The organism is Pseudomonas wenzhouensis (assembly GCF_021029445.1).
Taxonomy (GTDB): domain Bacteria; phylum Pseudomonadota; class Gammaproteobacteria; order Pseudomonadales; family Pseudomonadaceae; genus Aquipseudomonas; species Aquipseudomonas wenzhouensis.
This window is the reverse complement of record NZ_CP072610.1, coordinates 879,283-898,909: the sequence shown is the minus strand read 5'-3', so window position 1 is coordinate 898,909 and position 19,627 is coordinate 879,283. Positions and strand designations below refer to the sequence as shown.

Genomic DNA, 19,627 nt, shown 5'->3' with positions numbered 1-19,627 from the left:
TTTGAGCAAGGCGGCAATATGGTAGATTGCCTGTTTTTCCGGGCCTTGTAGCTGCACATCGCGGCCTTTGACCGCTGGCTCGCGACATCCGTTCCCTGCAGCCCTTCTGTCACACTTCCACTGGAGAACCCCCGATGGCGCTTGAACGCTCCGAGGTGGAAAAAATCGCCCACCTGGCCCGCCTGGGTCTGAATGACGGCGATATTCCGCAAACCACCGAGACCCTGAACAGTATTCTCGGCCTGATCGATCAGATGCAGGCGGTCGATACCCAGGGCGTCGAACCCCTGGCCCACCCGCTGGAAGCGACCCAGCGCCTGCGTGCCGACGTGGTCACCGAGCGCAACCAGCGCGACGCCTACCAGGCCATCGCCCCGGCCGTGGAAAGCGGCCTGTACCTGGTTCCCAAAGTCATCGAGTAAGGAAAGCCTTCCGCCATGCATCAATTGACCCTGGCCGAGATCGCCCGCGCACTCGCCGACAAGCAATTCTCCGCTGAAGAGCTGACCCAGAGCCTGCTGGCGCGCATCAATCAGCTCGACCCGCAGCTCAACAGCTTCATCACCGTCACTGAAGATTTGGCCATCGCACAGGCCAAGGCCGCTGACGCCCGCCGCGCTGCCGGCGAAAACAGCCCGCTGCTCGGCGCCCCGATCGCCCACAAGGACCTGTTCTGCACCGAAGGCGTGCTGACCAGTTGCGCCTCGAAGATCCTCACCGGCTTCAAGGCGCCCTACGACGCCACCGTGGTCGAGAAGCTGGCCGCCGCGGGCACTATCACCCTCGGCAAGCTGAACATGGATGAATTCGCCATGGGCTCGGCCAACGAATCCAGCCACTACGGCCCGGTGAAAAACCCCTGGGATCTGACCCGCGTACCGGGCGGCTCGTCGGGTGGCTCGGCAGCCGCCGTCGCCGCACGCCTGCTGCCGGCCGCCACCGGCACCGACACCGGCGGCTCGATCCGCCAGCCGGCGGCACTGACCAACCTCACCGGCATCAAGCCCACCTACGGTCGCGTCTCGCGCTGGGGCATGATCGCCTACGCCTCCAGCCTCGATCAGGGCGGCCCGCTGGCCCGCACCGCCGAGGATTGCGCCCTGCTGCTCGGCGCCATGGCCGGTTTCGATGCCAAGGATTCGACCAGCGTCGACCAGCCAGTCGATGATTACCTGGCAGCGCTGGCCCAGCCGTTGGCCGGTCTGCGCATCGGCCTGCCCAAGGAATACTTCGGCACCGGCCTGGATGCACGCATCGGTGAGAAGGTGATGGCCGTGGTCGAGGAGCTGAAAAAGCTCGGCGCCACCGTCAAGGACATCTCGCTGCCGAACATGCAGCACGCTATTCCCGCCTACTACGTGATCGCGCCGGCCGAGGCCAGCTCCAACCTGTCGCGTTTCGACGGCGTGCGCTTCGGCTACCGCTGCGAGAACCCGAAAGACCTGCAGGATCTGTACAAGCGCTCGCGCGGCGAGGGCTTCGGCGCCGAGGTCAAACGCCGGATCATGGTCGGCACCTACGCGCTCTCCGCCGGCTACTACGATGCCTACTACATCAAGGCACAGCAGATTCGCCGGCTGATCAAGAACGACTTCGTCGCCGCCTTCAAGGAGGTCGACGTGATCCTCGGCCCGACCACGCCGAACCTGGCCTGGAAACTCGGCGAGAAGAATGCCGACCCGGTGTCCGCCTACCTGGAAGACATCTACACCATCACCGCCAACCTGGCCGGCATCCCCGGCCTGTCGATGCCGGCCGGCTTCGTCGACGGCCTGCCGGTGGGTGTGCAGTTGCTCGGCAACTACTTCCAGGAAGGTCGTCTGCTCAACGTCGCGCACCAGTACCAGCAGGTCAGCGACTGGCATAAACACGCACCCAAAGACTTCTGAGCCATGGCGTAGCCATGCGCCCCATTCCCCTCTCCCGCCGGGAGAGGGTGGCGCGAAGCGCCGGGTGAGGGCCGCACCGCACAGACCGCACGCCATACAGGATTGAGGAACACTAACGATGCAATGGGAAACCGTGATCGGGCTCGAGATTCACGCTCAGCTCAGCACCCAGTCGAAGATTTTCTCGGCCAGCGCCACCACCTTTGGCGCCGAGCCCAACACCCAGGCCAGCCTGGTCGACCTCGGCATGCCCGGCACCCTGCCGGTGCTGAATGCCGAAGCCGTGCGCATGGCCTGCCAGTTCGGTCTGGCGATCAACGCCGAGATCGCCGAGCGTAACGTCTTCGCGCGCAAGAACTACTTCTACCCGGATCTGCCCAAGGGCTACCAGACCAGCCAGATGGATCAACCCATCGTCGGCAAGGGCTTCCTCGACATCACCCTGGAAGACGGCAGCGTCAAGCGCATCGGCATCACCCGCGCGCACCTGGAAGAAGACGCCGGCAAGAGCCTGCACGAAGACTTCCAGGGCATGAGCGGCATCGACCTCAACCGCGCCGGCACCCCGCTGCTGGAAATCGTTTCCGAGCCGGACATCCGCTCGGCCAAGGAAGCCGTGGCCTACGTCAAGGCCATCCACGCGCTGGTGCGTTACCTGGGCATCTGCGACGGCAACATGGCCGAAGGTTCGCTGCGCTGCGACTGCAACGTGTCGGTACGCCCGAAGGGCCAGGCCGAGTTCGGCACCCGTGCCGAGATCAAGAACGTCAACTCGTTCCGCTTCATCGAAAAAGCCATCAACCATGAAGTACAGCGCCAGATCGAGCTGATCGAGGACGGCGGCAAGGTGGTGCAGGAAACCCGCCTGTACGATCCGAATAAGGATCAGACCCGCTCCATGCGCAGCAAGGAAGAAGCCAACGACTACCGTTACTTCCCCTGCCCGGACCTGCTGCCGGTGGTGATCGAGCGCAGCTTCCTCGACGAGCTGCGCGCCGGCCTGCCCGAGCTGCCGCCGCAGAAGCGCGAGCGCTTCGAAAGCCAGTTCGGCCTGTCCAGCTACGACGCCAGTGTGCTCAGCGCCAGTCGTGAGCTGGCCGACTACTTCGAAGCGGTCTGCCAGACCTGCGGCGACGCCAAGCTGTCGGCCAACTGGGTGATGGGCGAGCTGTCCAGCCTGCTCAACAAGGACGGCCTGGAGATCGAACAGTCGCCGGTATCCGCCGAGCAACTGGGTGGCATGATCCTGCGCATCAAGGACAATACCATCAGCGGCAAGATCGCCAAGATGGTCTTCGAAGCCCTGGCGGCCGGTGAAGGCGCCAGCGCCGATGAGATCATCGAGAAGAAAGGTCTCAAGCAGGTCACCGATTCCGGCGCCATCGAAGCCATGCTCGACGAAGTGCTGGCCGCCAACGCCGAGCAGGTCGAACAATACCGCGCCAACGATGAAGCCAAGCGCGGCAAGATGTTCGGCTTCTTTGTCGGCCAGGCCATGAAAGCCTCCAAGGGCAAGGCCAACCCGGGGCAAGTGAACGAACTGCTGAAGAAGAAGCTCGAAGGCTGAGCCTGGAACAAATGAAACGACGCCGGGCCTGCCCGGCGTCTTTTTATCTGGAGAAAACACGATGATGATCCGTAGCCCGGATGCAATCCGGGAATCGACAACACCCCGGACTGCATCCGGGCTACCGGCGTTTGCTCTGTTAGGCGCGCTCGCCCTGCTTGGCGGCTGCTCCACCTTCGGCGGCGGCTCGGACAGCAGCGAAACCGGCAAGGCCTCCTACTACGGTGATCGTCACCACGGCCAGCGCACCGCCAGCGGCGAGCGTTTCGATCAGCACGCGCTGACCGCCGCGCATCGCAGCCTGCCCTTCGGCACGCGGGTACGGGTGACCAACCTGAACAACGAGCGCAGCGTGGTGCTGCGCATCAACGACCGTGGCCCCTTCGTGCGCGGGCGCATCATCGACGTTTCCCGTGCTGCAGCGGTACGCCTGGACATGCTACGCGCCGGCGTGGTGCCGGTACGGGTCGAAAGACTGGACTGACCAACAATTGGCAACAAAATCTTTCTGCAGCCTCTAGCGGCCAACAATGCCATCGCTACACTAGCCGCACTTTTTCTGGAGCTACCCTGCAATGACTCTGATGACCTTCGTTTACCTGATCGCAGGCCTGGTGCTGCTGGTCGCTGGCGCCGAAGTGCTGGTACGCGGTGCAGCCAAACTGGCCGCGCAATTCGGCATCCCGCCACTGATCATTGGCCTGACGGTGGTGGCATTCGGCACCAGTGCCCCGGAAACCGCCGTGAGCGTGCAGGCGGCCCTGGATGGCAGTGGCGATCTGGCCATCGGTAATGTCGTTGGCAGCAATATCGCCAACGTCCTGCTGATTCTCGGCATGACTGCATTGGTGGCGCCACTGATCGTCTCGCGCCAGCTGATTCGCCTCGACGTACCGATCATGATCGGCGCCAGCCTGCTCACCTTCGGTCTGGCCTGGGATGGCTCGCTGAGCCGCCTCGACGGCGCCTTGCTGTTCGCCGGCGTAGTGGCTTATACCGGTTTCCTGATCTACAGCGCGCGCAAGGACAAGGGCGGCGACGATGACGAATTTGCCAAGGAGTTCGGCCTCGACGAAGCGCCCAAGCCCTATGCCTGGGCCATCAATCTGGGCCTGATCATCGCTGGCCTGGTGCTGCTGGTTACCGGCTCGAACTTCCTGGTCGAAGGCGCCGTGACACTGGCACGGGCACTGGGCATTTCCGAGCTGGTCATCGGTTTGACCGTGGTTGCGGTCGGCACCTCGTTGCCGGAGTTGGCCACCTCGATTCTCGCCGCCATCAAGGGGGAGCGCGATATCGCCGTGGGCAATATCGTCGGCAGCAACATTTTCAACCTGCTCTGCGTGCTGGGCCTGGCCTCGCTGGTCTCGCCGGCCGCCATTTCGGTGTCGCCCAATGCCCTGGCGTTCGATTTCCCGGTCATGATTGCCGTCGCCGTTGCCTGCCTGCCGATCTTCTTCGCCGGTTACCGCATCAACCGTTGGGAAGGTCTGCTGTTTCTGGCGTATTACGTGGCCTACACCCTCTACCTGATTCTGTCTTCCACTGGGCGCCCCTTCGCTGACGTGATGGGCGAGGCCATGCTGGGTTACGTGCTGCCATTGACCGCCGTCACCCTGGTGGTCATTGCCGCACGCGCCTGGCGCAAACAGCGTGGCGAGCCGGTGTGACGATGAGCGAGAACCACGATCGCGGCCTGCAAGTACGGCGTGAGGTGATGGGCGACGCCTTCGTCGACCGCGCCCTGGGCAATGCCAACGAGTTCACCCAACCCTTGCAGGACTTCGTCAACGAACACGCCTGGGGCGGCGTCTGGACGCGTAGCGGCCTGCCGCGCGCAACCCGCAGCCTGATCACCCTGGCGGCGCTGACCGCACTGAAATGCCCGCAGGAACTCAAGGGCCATGTGCGCGGCGCGCTGAACAATGGCTGCACCGTCGAGGAAATCCGCGAAACCCTGCTGCACTGCGCGGTGTATGCCGGCGTACCGGCCAGCATCGACGCCTTCCGCGCCGCGCAGGAAGTGATCGAGGAATACCAGCGCAACGCTTCGTAGGAGCCGGCTTGCCGACGATCGCTTAATCGCCGGCAAGCCAAACCGCGCTAGATCCAGCTCCCCCACTGCAGCAGCAACAACCCGACATTGGTGGTGACCACCGCCACCAGGGTGGTGATGACGATAATGGCCGCTGCCAGCTCATGATTGGCACCCACCGCGCGGGCCATGACGAAACTGGCCGCTGCGGTCGGGCTGGCGAAGTAGAGAAACAGGATCGCCAGATCCGCCCCGCGAAAGCCGAACAGCCAGGCGCCCAAGGTCGCGATCAGCGGCAACCAGACCATCTTCATCAGACTGGCGCCGATGGCCACGCCACTGCTGCGCCGCAATGACGCCAGACTCAGGGTGCCGCCAATGCAGATCAGCGCCAGAGGCAGAGTCATCTGCGCGAAATACCCGGCCGAGGTCATCAGCCAGGCCGGCAGCGGAACCTGCCAATAGGCGAAGGGAATGGCCAGCAGGACGCCAATGATCAGTGGATTGATCAGGATGCTTTTGGCGATGGCCAGCGGCCCGGTCTTGGCACCCGGGCTGTAGATCGCCAGGACGATGGCCGAGAGCACGTTATAGCAGAGGATCACCACCCCACCGAGCACCGCGCCGAGCGACAGCCCGTAGTCGCCATAGAGGCTGGTGGCCAGTGCCAGACCGATGATGCCGTTATTGCCACGAAAAGAGCCCTGGGTGTAGATGCCACGCTCGGCATGCGGGACGCGCCAGATCGCCCAGCCCCAGGCCAGCAGGAAGCAGACCAGGGTGGCGGCGACGAAGAACAGCAGCAGCGCCGGCTGCAATGCCGCGCTCAGATCAGCCCGGACGATGCCGAGGAACAGCAGGGTCGGCATGGTGCCGCGAAATACCAGGCTCGAGGCGGTATCGATAAAGGCGTTGTCGATCCAGTGCAGGCGCTTGAGCGCCACGCCGAGAAACAGCATGGCGAACACCGGCGCGGTGATGGCGAGGGTTTGCTGGACGACGGCGAGCATGAAAGCACCGAAGGGGTTGTCTGACGACCTATGTTAGCTGGCTAAGCATCCTTCGGCCATGGGCAACAGCCGCGCAGTTGTAGGGTGGGCCGGGCGGCGATCCGCTTTAGCCCACGTGACCCCGAGTTGATGAGCTCAGCCCCATCCTACGGCCTGAGCCCCCCTGGTGGTGGGCTAAAGCCCACCCTACGGCACTACGGTCTGAGCATCCCTCGTGGGCTGAAGCCCACCCTACGCTACTGCGTATGCGGAGGCTCAGCGGCGCACTGGGCGCTTTTGCAATTTGCGCTGCAGGGTGCGGCGGTGCATGCCCAGGGCGCGAGCGGTGGCGGAGATGTTGCCCTCGTGCTCGGCCAGCACGCGCTGGATATGCTCCCACTGCAGGCGATCGACCGACATCGGGTTCTCCGGCACCAGGCTGTCCAGGTCGGCATGCTGGGACAGCAGTGCGGTCAGTACATCATCGGCATCGGCTGGCTTGCACAGGTAGTTGGCGGCGCCACGCTTGATCGCCTCCACGGCGGTGGCAATGCTCGAATAACCGGTGAGGATCACCACACGCATCTCGGCGTCCAGCTCCAATAGCTTGGGCAGCAGCACCAGGCCGGAGTCGCCTTCCATCTTCAAATCGACCACGGCGTAGTCCGGCAGATCCTCCTTGGCCAGGGCCAGGCCTTCATCGGCGCAGGAGGCAATGGACACACGCAGACCACGGCGGCTCATGGCCCGCGCCATGACGCGGATGAAGGTGGGATCATCGTCGACCAGCAGCAGGTGGGGCTGCTCTTCACCGTCGAACAGGGATTCTTCGCTCATGCTGGTTTTCCTTGTCAGGCCACGCCATAGGCTCGCGGCAACTTCAATTCGGTGAGGGTGCCGCCTTCTTCATGGTTATACAGCTTAACCGTGCCACCGGCACGGGTCACGCTGGCCTGGCTGAGAAACAGCCCCAGACCAAAGCCCTTGCCCTTGGTGGTGAAGAACGGCCGACCCAGTTGTTCGGCGATGGCCAGTGGCACCCCCGCGCCATGATCACGAATGCTCAGGCGCAGCCACTGGTGATCCCAGTCCAGACGGATATCGAGCTTGTCAGGGCAGGCATCGGCAGCGTTATTGAGCAAATTCAGCAGTGCCTGGGTGAGATCGGCCGGCGGCATGATGCGCGGCGGCGTGCCACGCCCCAGGCACTGGTAGCGGTAGCTGGCCTCGGGGCGCATCAGGTGCCAGCGATTGAGGGTGGTTTCCAGCCACTCGACACAGGACTGCTCCACCACCGCCTGACGCCGGTCGTTCTCGGCGGCGCGCACCAGTTGCTGCAGGGTGAACTTGCACAGTTTCACCTGCTCCTGCAGCAAGGCCAGGTCATCCTGCAGCGCCGGTTTGTCGCGATATTCCTGGCGCAGCTCCTTGAGCAGCACGCTCATGGTGCCCAGCGGCGTGCCCAGTTCATGGGCGGCACCAGCGGCCTGAGTGGCCACGGCCAGCAGTTGCTGGTCACGCAGGCTTTCCTCACGCCGTTCGGCGCGCAGCTCGTCCTGGCGCCGCAGCTCCTCGGCCATCTTGGCGACGAAGAAGGTGATCAGCGCCGCAGACAGGGCGAAACTCAGCCACATGCCGTAGACCAGCAGGCTCTCACGTGCAGCCGGCAACTCGAGCGGGTGCGTCCACACCAGCAGCAGGGTGTAACCGGCCAGCGCCAGGCCCGCGAGGACGATGGTGAACATCCACGGCAGGGTCGCTGCGGCGATGGTCAGCGGCACCAGGTAATAGGACACGAAGGGGTTGGTCGAGCCCCCCGAGTAATACAGCAGTACGCTGTGAATGATCAGGTCACAGGCCAGTTGTACGGCATATTCCACCTCGGTCACCGGCCAAGGCCCACGCAGGCGCAACGCGGTGCCCAGGCACAACAGCAGGGAAATGCCGAGGGTGACCGACAACTGCAACCAGGGCAGCGGTAGCATGCCGGACTTGTAGGCGAGCCCGACCGAGCCAGCCTGAGCGGCCAGCACCAGAATACGGATAAGCGTCAGTCGCCAGAGGTTCTGGCGACTGGCAGAAAGCAGCTGAACGGGTTCGAGCATGGCGACTCCAATGGTTGCGCCGAGTATAACCAAGCCTGCTGCGGCCTTGCGCCGCTGCGGCAACCGGACGCATACCTCAACAACGCCCTGGATGAAAAAAGTTGTAGCGGCGTTAACCCGGATCGCGACTCGCCTTCGTCTACCCTCGGGAAACGGCCATCAGGCCATCGAAAAAGGAACTGCACCATGCGCACCATGACCCGTATCGCCACCGCCCTCGCCCTCACCGCTGCCAGCCTGGCCAGCACCGGCCTGCTGGCCGCCGAGGCGCGCTACAACCAGATCGCCCTGCGCGCCGAGGTCAATCAGGAAGTGGCACACGATCTGATGCACGTCACCCTCTACAGCGAATCGCAGAATGCCGACCCGGCCAAGCTGGCCGCCGAGATCACCAATACCCTGAACAAGACGCTGGAGCAGGCGCGTCAGGTCAAGGGCGTAGCGGTCAAGCTGGGCAGCCGCCACAGCTACCCGGTCTACGATGACAAGGGGCAGACGATCAGCGCCTGGCGTGAACGCGCCGAGGTGCGCCTGGAAAGCGCCGACTTCGCCCGGCTTTCCGCCCTGACTGGTGAATTGCTGCAATCGATGAAGATGGCCGGCATGAATTTCAGCATCGCCACCGACACCCGCAAGACCCGCGAAGACGCCATGCTCAAGGACGCCGTCAACGCCTTCAAGGCACGCGCACAACTGGCCACCGAAGCGCTAGGCGGTAAGAGCTACAAGCTGGTCAGCCTGAACCTCAATACGGGCGGTTTCCAGCCGCCAATGGCCATGCGCAACGTCGAGGCCAAGGGCATGGCGATGATGGACGCAGCCGCCACGCCGCAGATCGAGGCCGGCACCAGCCAGGTCACGGTGAGTGCCGATGGCGTCATCGAAGTGCAGATGCCCTGAAGCGCGCTTCGCAACAAAGCAACGCCGTTCTCGATTGATAACGGCGTTTCGCCATCTTTTCGCTGCAGTTTTTCATAAATGCGACAGCAAGTTACAACGCTGTAGCGCTAACCATTTTGCGTATGATGTAACGCTTGCCTCGGGCACAAGGCCTGCATAGTTTCGGCGGTGGTCTTCACAAGAGGCTCCTCAGGGATCACAACCACAACAACGATGAGGTCATGATGCGCAAGAACGCCACTATCCAGGCTTTGCTTACCGCTGGTCTGCTCGCCAGCGCTCCTTTCGCCAGCGCCGCCAACCTGGTGTTCTGTTCCGAGGGCAGCCCTGCGGGCTTCGACCCCGGCCTGTACACCACCGGCACCGATTTCGACGCAGCCGCGGAAACCATCTTCAACCGCCTGACCCAATTCGAGCGCGGCGGTACCAAGGTCGAACCTGGCCTAGCGCAAAGCTGGGAGGTCTCCGATGACGGCCTGACCTACACCTTGAAGCTGCGCCCCGGGGTGAAGTTCCACACCACCGAGTACTTCACGCCCAGCCGCACCTTCAACGCCGACGACGTGCTGTTCACCTTCGAGCGCATGCTCGACAAGGACCACTCGTTCCGCAAGGCCTACCCCAGCGAGTTCCCCTACTTCACCGACATGGGCATGGACAGCAACATCGCCAAGCTGGAAAAGCTCGATGACATGACCGTGCGTTTCACCCTCAACGACGTGGACGCTGCCTTCGTGCAGAACCTGGCGATGAGTTTTGCCTCGATCCAGTCCGCCGAATACGCCGACCAGTTGCTCAAGGCCGGCAAGGCCGCCGACATCAACCAGAAGCCCATCGGCACCGGCCCCTTCGTGTTCAGCCGTTACCAGAAGGACGCGGTGATCCGCTACAAGGGCAACAAGGATTACTGGAAGCCTGAAGACGTGAAGATCGATAACCTGATCTTCGCCATCAACACCGACGCCTCGGTGCGCATGCAGAAACTCAAGGCCGGCGAATGCCACGTCACCCTGTTCCCGCGCCCGGCCGATATCGCCTCGCTGCAACAGGATGCCAACCTGCAGATGCCCGAGCAGGCAGGTTTCAACGTCGGCTATATCGCCTACAACGTCACCCATCCGCCGTTCGACAAGCTGGAAGTACGCCAGGCACTGGACATGGCAGTGAACAAGCAGGCCATCCTCAACGCCGTCTACCAGGACGCGGGGCAACTGGCGGTCAATGGCATGCCACCGACCCAGTGGTCGTATAACGAGGACATCAAGGATCCGGCCTTCGACCCGGAAAAAGCCAAGGAGCTGCTCAAAGCCGCAGGCGTCCAGGAAGGCACCGAGATCACCCTCTGGGCCATGCCGGTGCAGCGCCCGTACAACCCCAATGCCAAGCAGATCGCCGAAATGCTGCAGGCCGACTGGGCCAAGATCGGCATCAAGGCACGCATCGTCAGCTACGAATGGGGCGAATACCTCAAGCGCGCCAAGGCCGGCGAGCACGACGCCATGCTGATTGGCTGGAGCGGCGACAACGGCGACCCGGACAACTGGCTCGGCACCCTCTACGGCTGCGACGCGGTCGACGGCAACAACTTCTCCAAGTGGTGCTTCGAGGACTACGACAAGCTGGTCAAGGCCGCCAAGCGCACCACCGACGTGGCCGAACGTACCGAGCTGTACAAGCAGGCCCAGGTGATCCTCAAGCGTGAGGTGCCGATCACCCCGTTGGCGCACTCCACCGTGTACCAGCCGATGCGCAAGGAGGTGCGTGACTTCCGCATCAGCCCCTTCGCGCTGAACGCCTTCTACGGCGTAAGCATCGGCAAGTGATGGCAGGGCGGCGTGTCTGCGGACACGCCGCTTATGGTCACCGCCGGCCCCATCCGTTACGACAACAGCACCGGGCCACGCAGTCCGGTGCCTGCTTCCAGCCATGGAGTAATACCGCCTGATGCTGTCCTTCATCGCCAGACGCCTGGGGCTGTTGATCCCCACCTTCTTCGGCGTCACCCTGCTGACGTTCGCGCTGATCCGCCTGATCCCCGGTGACCCGGTGGAGGTGATGATGGGCGAGCGCCGCGTCGACCCGGAAATGCACGCTCAGGCCATGGAGCGCCTGGGGCTGAACAAGCCCCTGTATGCGCAGTATTTCGACTACATCGGTCAGCTCGCCAGCGGCAATCTGGGCGAGTCACTGCGCTCGCGTGAAAGCGTGTGGAAAGAGTTTCTCACCCTGTTTCCCGCCACCGTCGAACTGGCACTGGCTGCCCTGCTGTTCGCCGGCACCCTGGGCGTGATCGCCGGGGTAATCGCCGCCCTCAAGCGTGGTTCGCTGTTCGACCACGGGGTGATGGGCATCTCGCTGACCGGCTATTCCATGCCGATCTTCTGGTGGGGCCTGCTGCTGATCATGTTCTTCTCGGTGGGCCTGGGCTGGACACCGGTCTCCGGGCGCATCGACCTGCTCTACGACATTCCGCCGGTGACCGGTTTCATGCTCATCGACACCTTGCTCGCCGACGAGCCCGGCGCCTTCACCGATGCCCTGCGCCACCTGATCCTGCCGGCTGTCGTGCTCGGCACCATCCCGCTGGCGGTGATCGCGCGGATGACTCGCTCGGCCATGCTCGAAGTGCTGCGCGAGGACTACATCCGCACCGCGCGGGCCAAGGGTTTGTCGCCGGCACGCGTGGTCTTCGTGCATGGTCTGCGCAACGCACTGATCCCGGTGCTGACGGTGTTCGGCCTGCAGGTCGGCGCCCTGCTGGCCGGCGCGGTACTGACCGAAACCATCTTCTCCTGGCCGGGTATCGGCAAATGGCTGATCGAAGCCATCGGCGCCCGCGACTACCCGGTGGTGCAGAACGGCATCCTGCTGATCGCCTGCCTGGTGATCCTGGTCAACTTCATCGTGGACATCCTCTATGGCCTGGCCAATCCACGTATTCGCCATCAGAAGTAAGGAAGGCGTGATGAATCGACAGACCCTAGGGTGTCGCGGGGCCGCCCAGGCCGTGCGCACCAATAGCGGCGACCAACCATCGGTGCGCACAGCGCACCCTACCCAGGGGGCACGCCCATGACTGCAGCCACCAGCCTCGATCAGAGCCTGCTCTACCCCTCGCCGCTGAAGGAATTCTGGCAAGCCTTCAGCCATAACAAGGGCGCGGTCGCCGGCCTGGCGTTCATGCTGCTGATGGTGTTCTGCGCGCTGTTCGCCCCCTGGGTCGCACCACATGACCCGAGCGAGCAGTACCGCGACTTCCTGCTCACCCCGCCGGTGTGGCTGGACGGTGGCCAATGGCAATTTTTGCTCGGCACCGACGAGCTGGGCCGCGACCTGCTTTCGCGCCTGATCTTTGGCGCACGCCTGTCGCTGCTGATCGGCCTGGCGTCTGTGCTGCTGTCGCTGATTCCCGGCATCCTCCTGGGCCTGGTCGCCGGCTTTTTCCCGCGCCTACTCGGCCCCGGCATCATGCGCCTGATGGACATCATGCTGGCGTTGCCGTCGCTGCTGTTGGCGGTAGCCATCGTCGCCATCCTCGGCCCTGGGCTGATCAACACCATCTTCGCCATCGCCATCGTCTCGCTGCCGTCCTACGTGCGCCTGACCCGCGCAGCGGTGATGGGCGAGCTGAACCGCGACTACGTCACTGCCGCGCAACTGGCCGGTGCCAGCCTGCCCCGACTGATGTTCATCACCGTGCTGCCCAACTGCATGGCACCGTTGATCGTGCAGGCTACCCTGAGCTTTTCCTCGGCGATTCTCGACGCCGCCGCGCTGGGCTTTCTCGGCCTCGGCGTACAGCCGCCGACACCCGAGTGGGGCACCATGCTGGCCTCGGCGCGCGACTACATCGAACGTGCCTGGTGGGTGGTGACGCTGCCCGGCCTGGCGATTCTGCTCAGCGTGCTGGCGATCAACCTGATGGGCGACGGCCTGCGCGATGCGCTCGATCCGAAACTCAAGAATGCGCAGTGAGGAGCCAGCAATGAGCCTGTTAAATATCCGCAACCTCTGCGTACGCTTCGGCAGCGCCGCTGCCGTGCCGGTGGTCGATGGTCTCGACCTGTCCGTGGAAAAGGGCGAAGTGCTGGCCATCGTCGGAGAGTCCGGTTCGGGCAAGTCGGTGACCATGATGGCGCTGATGGGCCTGATCGATGCCCCCGGTATCGTCCAGGCCGACTGCATGCAGTTCGACGGCACCGACATGCTGCGCCTGAAAGGCCGCCAGCGCCGGCATATCGTCGGCAAAGACCTGGCCATGGTCTTTCAGGATCCGATGACCGCGCTCAACCCCAGCTACACCGTGGGCTTCCAGATCGAGGAAGTGCTGCGCCAGCACCTTGGTCTGAAGGGCAAGGCGGCGCGGGTACGTGCCCTGGAACTACTGGAACGGGTGGAAATCCCTGGCGCTGCCAGCCGCCTCGATGCCTACCCGCACCAGCTTTCCGGCGGCATGAGTCAGCGCGTGGCGATCGCCATGGCGATTGCCGCCGAACCCAAGCTGCTGATCGCCGACGAGCCGACCACCGCGCTGGACGTGACCATCCAGGCGCAGATCATGGAGCTGCTGCTGGATCTGCAGCGCGATCAGGGCATGGCCCTGGTGCTGATCACTCACGATTTGGCCGTGGTCGCCGAAACCGCTCAGCGCGTGTGCGTGATGTACGCCGGCCAGGCGGTGGAACTGGGCCAGGTGCCGACCTTGTTCGATGCCCCCAGCCATCCCTATACCGAAGCGCTGCTCAAAGCCATCCCGGAACACAGCGCAGGCGCCAGCCGCCTGGCCACCCTGCCGGGCATCGTGCCGGGCCGCTATGACCGTCCACTGGGTTGCCTGCTGTCGCCGCGCTGCCCCTATGTGCAGCCACGTTGCCGTGACGAGCGGCCAGCGCTGGATGCACACGACCGTGGCGCCGCACGCTGCTTTTTTCCTCTTCACCCTACGGCGGAGGTGGCCTGATGAGTACCGTACTTCAAGCCCGTGAGCTGACCCGTCACTACAGCGTTTCGCGTGGCCTGTTCCAACCGGCAGCCACGGTGCAGGCCCTCAATGGCGTGTCCTTCAGTCTGCAGGCTGGCAAAACCCTGGCGGTGGTCGGCGAGTCCGGCTGCGGCAAGTCGACCCTGGCCCGCGCCCTGACCCTGATCGAAGAACCCAGCGCCGGTAGCCTGCAGATCGCCGGGCGCGAGGTAACCGGCGCCAGCAAAGCCGAGCGCAAGCAGTTGCGCCGCGACGTGCAGATGGTGTTCCAGAACCCCTACGCCTCACTCAACCCACGGCAGAAGATCGGCGATCAACTGGCCGAGCCGCTGCTGATCAACACCGAGCTGTCGCGCGCCGAACGCCGCGACAGGGTTCAGGCGATGATGCAGCAGGTGGGGCTGCGCCCCGAACACTATGCGCGCTACCCGCACATGTTCTCCGGTGGTCAGCGCCAGCGCATCGCCCTGGCCCGCGCCATGATGCTGCAGCCCAAGGTGCTGGTGGCAGACGAGCCGACCTCGGCGCTGGACGTGTCGATCCAGGCGCAGGTGCTCAACCTGTTCATGGACCTGCAGGAGCAGTTCGCCACCGGCTACGTGTTCATCTCGCACAACCTGGCGGTGGTGCGCCATGTCGCCGACGACGTGTTGGTGATGTACCTCGGGCGCCCGGTGGAAATGGGCCCGGCCACAGCGCTCTACGCCCGCCCACTGCACCCCTACACCCGCGCCCTGCTGTCAGCGACACCGGCGATTCACCCTGATCCGGACAAGCCTCGACTGAAAATCAGCGGTGAGTTGCCCAACCCGCTGAATCCGCCATCCGGCTGCGCCTTCCACAAGCGCTGCCCGCATGTCGACGAACGCTGCCGGGGCGAACGCCCCGAACTGCGCCTGATCGATGCACGGCAGGTGGCCTGCCATCATGTCGAACGCATCGCCGACTGACCCCTGCGATGGCCACGCAGGTCGCTAGCGTCTCGTCAACATGGAGTATCGGTTCAGCGCCCGGCTTCGTGGGAGGGGCTTTAGCCGCGACGCTTTTAGCGCATTCAAATTCGCTCGCGGCTGAAGCCCCCCCACGGTTCAAGGCAGCGACAGATCATTCGTGTCGCGACACTAGGGTGCCGTGGGCCGAATCGGTCGTGCACGGCAGACGCGGTGCAGCGGTGCGCATAGCGCACCCTGCACGAGCTGGCACTACGTCAGGGCGCCGGCGGCAGGGTCAGCTCGATGCTTTCTGCCAGCGAGTCTTCCAGGCGCTGCAACTCGACACCGACGGCGGCAGCGTCATCGGCCAGGGTTGCGGCGATCTGCAGGAACTCCGCCGTCACTTCGACGAAAGCCAGCACCACCATGGGATCGAAGCGCGTGCCGCTGGCGGCGCAGATCCGCGAAACGGCCTGTTCCGGGCTGATCGACGGCAGATAGGCATGCTGACAGGTCAGCTCTTCGAAGTATCCGACCAGCGCCATCAGCCGTGCCGACAGTGGAATCTGCTCACCACTCAGCCCCTGCGGATAGCCCTGACCATCCCAGCGCTCATGCTGGCTGTAGACGATGTCCTTGGCGTCAGAGAGAAAGTCGGTGATGCTGCCCAGCTTGCGCTCGGCACGTTCGAGCGCATCCCGCCCAGCGATCACACCCTCGCGCAGCAGGCGCAGGTCATTTTCGTCCGGCTCGCCATGGCTGAGCAGCACCCGATCAGGCAGGGTCAGCCGGTCGATCACATGCAGCCTGGCCGACTTGCCCAACTGGGCAATACGCGTCCCGCTCAACGACGCTGACAAGGCCGGCTGCTGCCGTGCAAACGCAGCAGCCAGGCAGGTCATATAGCGTTCGATACGTTCCAGACGACGGCTGCGCGGGTTGTCGCGCATCACGGCAACGCTGGCCATGGCCTCGATGGTGACATCCTGCAGGCGCTGGATATCGCGCGTGCGCCGCTTGACCTCGAGTTCGAGGTATTCGCTCTTGTCACGCAGGTAGTCGGTAGCGGCCTTGAGCTGCAGTTGCGCCCGCACGCGGGCGAGTACGATGGGCGGGCTGACCGGCTTGGTGATGTAGTCGGCGGCGCCGAGGTCGAAGCCCAGTTGCTCGTCGGCAACATCGCTGCGCCCGGTCACCAGAATCAGTGGGATATGACGGGTTTGAGGGTCGCCGCAGAGCTTGCGGCACAGTGCATAGTCATCCTGCCAGCCAAGCAGGATCAGATCCGGTTGCGGTTGCGCCCTGGCCGCCTGCAGTGCCTCATCATTGCCAACCAGGCTCACCTGATAACGATCAGCCAGCAGCGCCCCCAGGCGCTGGCGCGCATCCACGGCATCGTCCACCACCAGAATCAGTTCCTGCTCCGGCCTATCGAGCATCCCGCGCATGGCGATCTCCTTCGGCATCTGCCTACTCATCATTAAAGGTGCTGAGTGCTGTTTATGCTCAGGCCCTCGGACAAATGACCCGATCCGGGGTTTGAAAGTGCAATACGGATTGGCAGCTCGACAGGCGCAACCGACAATCGGTGCTGTCATCCTCACCAGAAAGGTTCGCCTCATGCTCGACCAGGCACGCTGCTGGCAAGCCGTCTGCGAGCGCGACGCGGCGTTCGACGGGCGTTTCGTCTTCGCTGTCGGCAGCACGGGTATCTATTGCCGGCCCAGTTGCCCGGCGCGGCGACCACGGCGCGATAACGTCAGCTTTCACCTTGACGCAGCCAGCGCCGAGACAGCCGGCTTTCGCCCGTGCAAACGCTGCTCGCCGCAAGGCCAGAGCCCGGCGCAGCAGCTCGATGCGCTGGTCGCCGCAGCCTGTGACCTGCTCAGCGGCGAACAACGCCTGACCCTGCCCCAGCTGGCGGCACGCATCGGTCTGTCAGCCTCGCACCTGGCCCGTGCATTCAAGGCGCGCACGGGCATGACGCCCAATGCCTGGGCCGCCGCCCTGCGCCGGCAACGCCTGGAAACCCATCTGCCACAGGCAGCCAGCGTGCTCGACGCAGCGCTGGTCGCCGGCTATGGCGGCACCCGCGCCCTCTATGCCCAGCCACAGGCCATGAGCCCGGCCCGCCGCCGCCAGCAGGGCGCTGGGGAACGCCTGCGCTATACCATTGCCCCCTGCCCACTCGGCCAGGTGCTGCTGGCCGCCAGCGACAAGGGCGTTTGTGCGCTGCTGTTCGGCGCTGAGCCAATGGCCCTACGCGAAGAGCTGCAGCAGCGCTTTGCCGCAGCACAGCTCGAAGAGGATGCCGCAGGCCTGCGTGACTGGCTGCAGCAGGTGCTGGAGCAACTCGCAGAACCGCAGCGCGCTGCCCATCTGCCACTGGACAGACGCGGCACGGCGTTTCAGCTGCGCGTCTGGCAAGCGCTGCAGAATATTCCCTGCGCAGAGACGCGCAGCTATGCCGAACTGGCCGAGCAACTGCACAGCCACCCGCGTGCGGTGGCGCGCGCCTGCGCCAGCAATGCCATCGCCCTGCTGCTGCCGTGCCACCGCGTGGTGGCCCGTGATGGAAGCCTCAGTGGCTATCGCTGGGGGCTGCAGCGCAAGCAGCAGTTACTGGCGCGCGAAAGCGAGGATCACTGAGCCCGTCAGGTGCCCTGGCCTGCTCGTAGCGACATGCCCGACACAGCCAGGGCAAAACTGTCTACCCGGTCATGAAAAGGCCGAAAAGACCATAAATTCACCCGGCAAAACCTTGCTGGTATGATGCGCGGCTTTTGCGAAATCGAGCCATTTTTCCAGCTCATGCGGACGAATGTGCTTTGCTTTCTGCAGACCAATTTCGGCGCGTTCGCGCCTCGGGGGAGCCACCATGCTGGAAAGACTGTTCCAACTCAACGCCCACAACACCACGGTGCGCACCGAGGTTCTGGCCGGGGTCACCACTTTCCTGACCATGGCCTACATCCTCTTCGTCAACCCCAACATGCTGGCCGAGACGGGTATGGATCATGGCGCGGTGTTCGTCGCCACCTGCCTGGCCGCCGCCATCGGCTCGCTGGTGATGGGCCTGTTGGCCAACTACCCGATCGCCCTGGCGCCGGGCATGGGCCTCAACGCCTTCTTCACCTACACCGTGGTGATGACCATGGGCTACAGCTGGCAGACCGCCCTGGGCGCGGTGTTCCTCTCCGGCGCGATCTTCTTCCTGCTGTCGATCTTCAAGATCCGCGAGTGGATCATCAACAGCATCCCATTGGCCCTGCGCGCCGGTATCGCCGCCGGTATCGGCCTGTTCCTGGCGATCATCGCGCTGAAGAACGCCGGCATCGTGGTGGATAACCCGGCCACCCTGGTCGGCCTCGGCGACCTGAGCACCGGCGGCGCGCTGCTGGCCTGCCTGGGCTTTTTCGTCATCGCCGCGCTGGCCTATCGCAAGGTCACCGGCGCCGTGATGATCGGCATTCTGCTGGTCACCGGCCTGTCCATCGCCCTGGGCCTGTCGGAAATGCCGAGCGTGGTCTCGATGCCACCGTCGCTGATGCCGACCCTGTTACAGCTGGATATCGCCGGCGCACTGGATATCGGCCTGATCAGCGTGATCTTCGCCTTCCTCTTCGTCGACCTGTTCGACACGGCCGGCACCCTGGTCGGCGTGGCGCAAAAGGCTGACCTGCTGGACAAGGACGGCAAGATGCCGCGCCTGGGCCGCGCTCTGCTGGCCGACAGCACCGCGACCATGGCCGGTGCCGCGTTGGGCACCAGCACCACAACCAGCTACATCGAATCGGCGGCTGGCATCAGCGCCGGCGGGCGTACCGGCCTGACCGCCTGCGTGGTCGCCGCGCTGTTTCTGCTCAGCCTGTTCTTCGCCCCGCTGGCCGGCTCGGTGCCGGCCTACGCCACCGCCCCGGCGCTGCTGTTCGTCGCCGTACTGATGATGAGCAGCCTGGCGCAGATCGACTGGGACGACCTCACCGTCGCCGCCCCGGTGGTGGTCGCTGCCCTGGCCATGCCGCTGACCTTCTCCATCGCCAACGGCATCGCCTTCGGCTTCATCGCCTGGACGGCGGTCAAGGTACTGGCCGGCCGCTGGCGCGAGCTGAACCCGGCGATGTGGGTGCTCTCGGCGCTGTTCATCGTCAAGCTGGCCTACTTCGCCTGATCAGCACACAAGGTAGGCGGCAATAGGTGTAGGGTGGACATCGCTTTTCGTGTCCACC

18 protein-coding genes are annotated in these 19,627 nt (G+C 64.2%); 14 read left to right on the top strand and 4 right to left on the bottom strand.

The window, feature by feature from the left end; genetic code table 11:
• The first annotated feature begins 134 nt into the window (after nucleotides 1–134).
• The 6 genes from gatC to J7655_RS04005 all read left to right on the top strand — a co-directional run bounded on the left by gatC (nucleotide 135) and on the right by J7655_RS04005 (nucleotide 5,512).
• Nucleotides 135–422 carry an Asp-tRNA(Asn)/Glu-tRNA(Gln) amidotransferase subunit GatC gene (gene gatC, locus J7655_RS04030; RefSeq protein ID WP_045734123.1) on the top strand — a complete coding sequence of 96 codons (288 nt, stop codon included), beginning with the start codon at nucleotides 135–137 and terminating at the stop codon, nucleotides 420–422.
• 15 nt (nucleotides 423–437) lie between these two features.
• Nucleotides 438–1,889: an Asp-tRNA(Asn)/Glu-tRNA(Gln) amidotransferase subunit GatA gene (gene gatA / locus J7655_RS04025; protein ID WP_230926680.1), complete on the top strand. Its 1,452-nt coding sequence runs from the start codon at nucleotides 438–440 to the stop codon at nucleotides 1,887–1,889.
• A 118-nt stretch (nucleotides 1,890–2,007) separates the two neighbouring features.
• Nucleotides 2,008–3,456, top strand: coding sequence for an Asp-tRNA(Asn)/Glu-tRNA(Gln) amidotransferase subunit GatB (gene gatB, locus J7655_RS04020; RefSeq protein ID WP_230926679.1), 1,449 nt, complete (start codon nucleotides 2,008–2,010; stop codon nucleotides 3,454–3,456).
• Nucleotides 3,457–3,517: 61 nt separating this feature from the next.
• Nucleotides 3,518–3,940: a septal ring lytic transglycosylase RlpA family protein gene (locus J7655_RS04015; RefSeq protein ID WP_230926678.1), complete on the top strand. Its 423-nt coding sequence runs from the start codon at nucleotides 3,518–3,520 to the stop codon at nucleotides 3,938–3,940.
• A 91-nt stretch (nucleotides 3,941–4,031) separates the two neighbouring features.
• Nucleotides 4,032–5,126: a calcium/sodium antiporter gene (locus tag J7655_RS04010; protein ID WP_230926677.1), complete on the top strand. Its 1,095-nt coding sequence runs from the start codon at nucleotides 4,032–4,034 to the stop codon at nucleotides 5,124–5,126.
• A gap of 2 nt (nucleotides 5,127–5,128) precedes the next feature.
• A complete protein-coding gene (locus J7655_RS04005) occupies nucleotides 5,129–5,512 on the top strand; it encodes a carboxymuconolactone decarboxylase family protein (protein WP_230926676.1) in 384 nt (127 codons plus the stop codon).
• 47 nt (nucleotides 5,513–5,559) lie between these two features.
• Here J7655_RS04005 and J7655_RS04000 read toward each other — a convergent pair whose 3' ends face one another.
• From J7655_RS04000 to J7655_RS03990, 3 genes are all read right to left on the bottom strand, one after another.
• Nucleotides 5,560–6,501, bottom strand: a complete 942-nt coding sequence (locus tag J7655_RS04000; protein ID WP_230926675.1) for an AEC family transporter — start codon at nucleotides 6,499–6,501, stop codon at nucleotides 5,560–5,562.
• 255 nt (nucleotides 6,502–6,756) lie between these two features.
• Nucleotides 6,757–7,317, bottom strand: coding sequence for a response regulator transcription factor (locus tag J7655_RS03995; protein ID WP_230926674.1), 561 nt, complete (start codon nucleotides 7,315–7,317; stop codon nucleotides 6,757–6,759).
• Nucleotides 7,318–7,331: 14 nt separating this feature from the next.
• The gene (locus tag J7655_RS03990) at nucleotides 7,332–8,585 is read right to left on the bottom strand and encodes an ATP-binding protein (protein WP_230926673.1); all 1,254 of its coding nucleotides are present in this window, start codon (nucleotides 8,583–8,585) and stop codon (nucleotides 7,332–7,334) included.
• 186 nt (nucleotides 8,586–8,771) lie between these two features.
• Between J7655_RS03990 and J7655_RS03985 the strand changes: the two genes are divergently transcribed.
• The 6 genes from J7655_RS03985 (at nucleotide 8,772) to J7655_RS03960 (ending at nucleotide 15,416) form a co-directional block, all read left to right on the top strand.
• The gene (locus tag J7655_RS03985) at nucleotides 8,772–9,485 is read left to right on the top strand and encodes an SIMPL domain-containing protein (protein ID WP_230926672.1); all 714 of its coding nucleotides are present in this window, start codon (nucleotides 8,772–8,774) and stop codon (nucleotides 9,483–9,485) included.
• Between the two features lie 224 nt (nucleotides 9,486–9,709).
• Nucleotides 9,710–11,308 (top strand): ABC transporter substrate-binding protein, encoded by a 1,599-nt coding sequence (locus J7655_RS03980; RefSeq protein ID WP_230927662.1) that lies wholly within the window; start codon nucleotides 9,710–9,712, stop codon nucleotides 11,306–11,308.
• A 121-nt stretch (nucleotides 11,309–11,429) separates the two neighbouring features.
• Nucleotides 11,430–12,440 carry an ABC transporter permease subunit gene (locus J7655_RS03975; RefSeq protein ID WP_230926671.1) on the top strand — a complete coding sequence of 337 codons (1,011 nt, stop codon included), beginning with the start codon at nucleotides 11,430–11,432 and terminating at the stop codon, nucleotides 12,438–12,440.
• Between the two features lie 117 nt (nucleotides 12,441–12,557).
• Entirely contained in the window at nucleotides 12,558–13,460 is a 903-nt protein-coding gene (locus tag J7655_RS03970; RefSeq protein WP_230926670.1) for an ABC transporter permease subunit, read from the top strand.
• Between the two features lie 10 nt (nucleotides 13,461–13,470).
• Nucleotides 13,471–14,445: an ABC transporter ATP-binding protein gene (locus tag J7655_RS03965; protein WP_230926669.1), complete on the top strand. Its 975-nt coding sequence runs from the start codon at nucleotides 13,471–13,473 to the stop codon at nucleotides 14,443–14,445.
• Nucleotides 14,445–15,416: a peptide ABC transporter ATP-binding protein gene (locus J7655_RS03960; RefSeq protein WP_230926668.1), complete on the top strand. Its 972-nt coding sequence runs from the start codon at nucleotides 14,445–14,447 to the stop codon at nucleotides 15,414–15,416. The genes J7655_RS03965 and J7655_RS03960 overlap by 1 nt, the downstream gene beginning before the upstream one ends.
• Nucleotides 15,417–15,673: 257 nt before the next feature.
• Here J7655_RS03960 and J7655_RS03955 read toward each other — a convergent pair whose 3' ends face one another.
• Nucleotides 15,674–16,846 (bottom strand): HD domain-containing phosphohydrolase, encoded by a 1,173-nt coding sequence (locus J7655_RS03955; RefSeq protein WP_230927661.1) that lies wholly within the window; start codon nucleotides 16,844–16,846, stop codon nucleotides 15,674–15,676.
• Between the two features lie 172 nt (nucleotides 16,847–17,018).
• On the opposite strand from J7655_RS03955, the gene ada reads away from it, so the two are divergent.
• Both ada and J7655_RS03945 read left to right on the top strand, forming a co-directional pair.
• Nucleotides 17,019–18,047 (top strand): bifunctional DNA-binding transcriptional regulator/O6-methylguanine-DNA methyltransferase Ada, encoded by a 1,029-nt coding sequence (ada, locus tag J7655_RS03950; protein ID WP_230926667.1) that lies wholly within the window; start codon nucleotides 17,019–17,021, stop codon nucleotides 18,045–18,047.
• A 229-nt stretch (nucleotides 18,048–18,276) separates the two neighbouring features.
• Nucleotides 18,277–19,569, top strand: coding sequence for an NCS2 family permease (locus J7655_RS03945; protein WP_230926666.1), 1,293 nt, complete (start codon nucleotides 18,277–18,279; stop codon nucleotides 19,567–19,569).
• The last annotated feature ends 58 nt before the right edge of the window (nucleotides 19,570–19,627 follow it).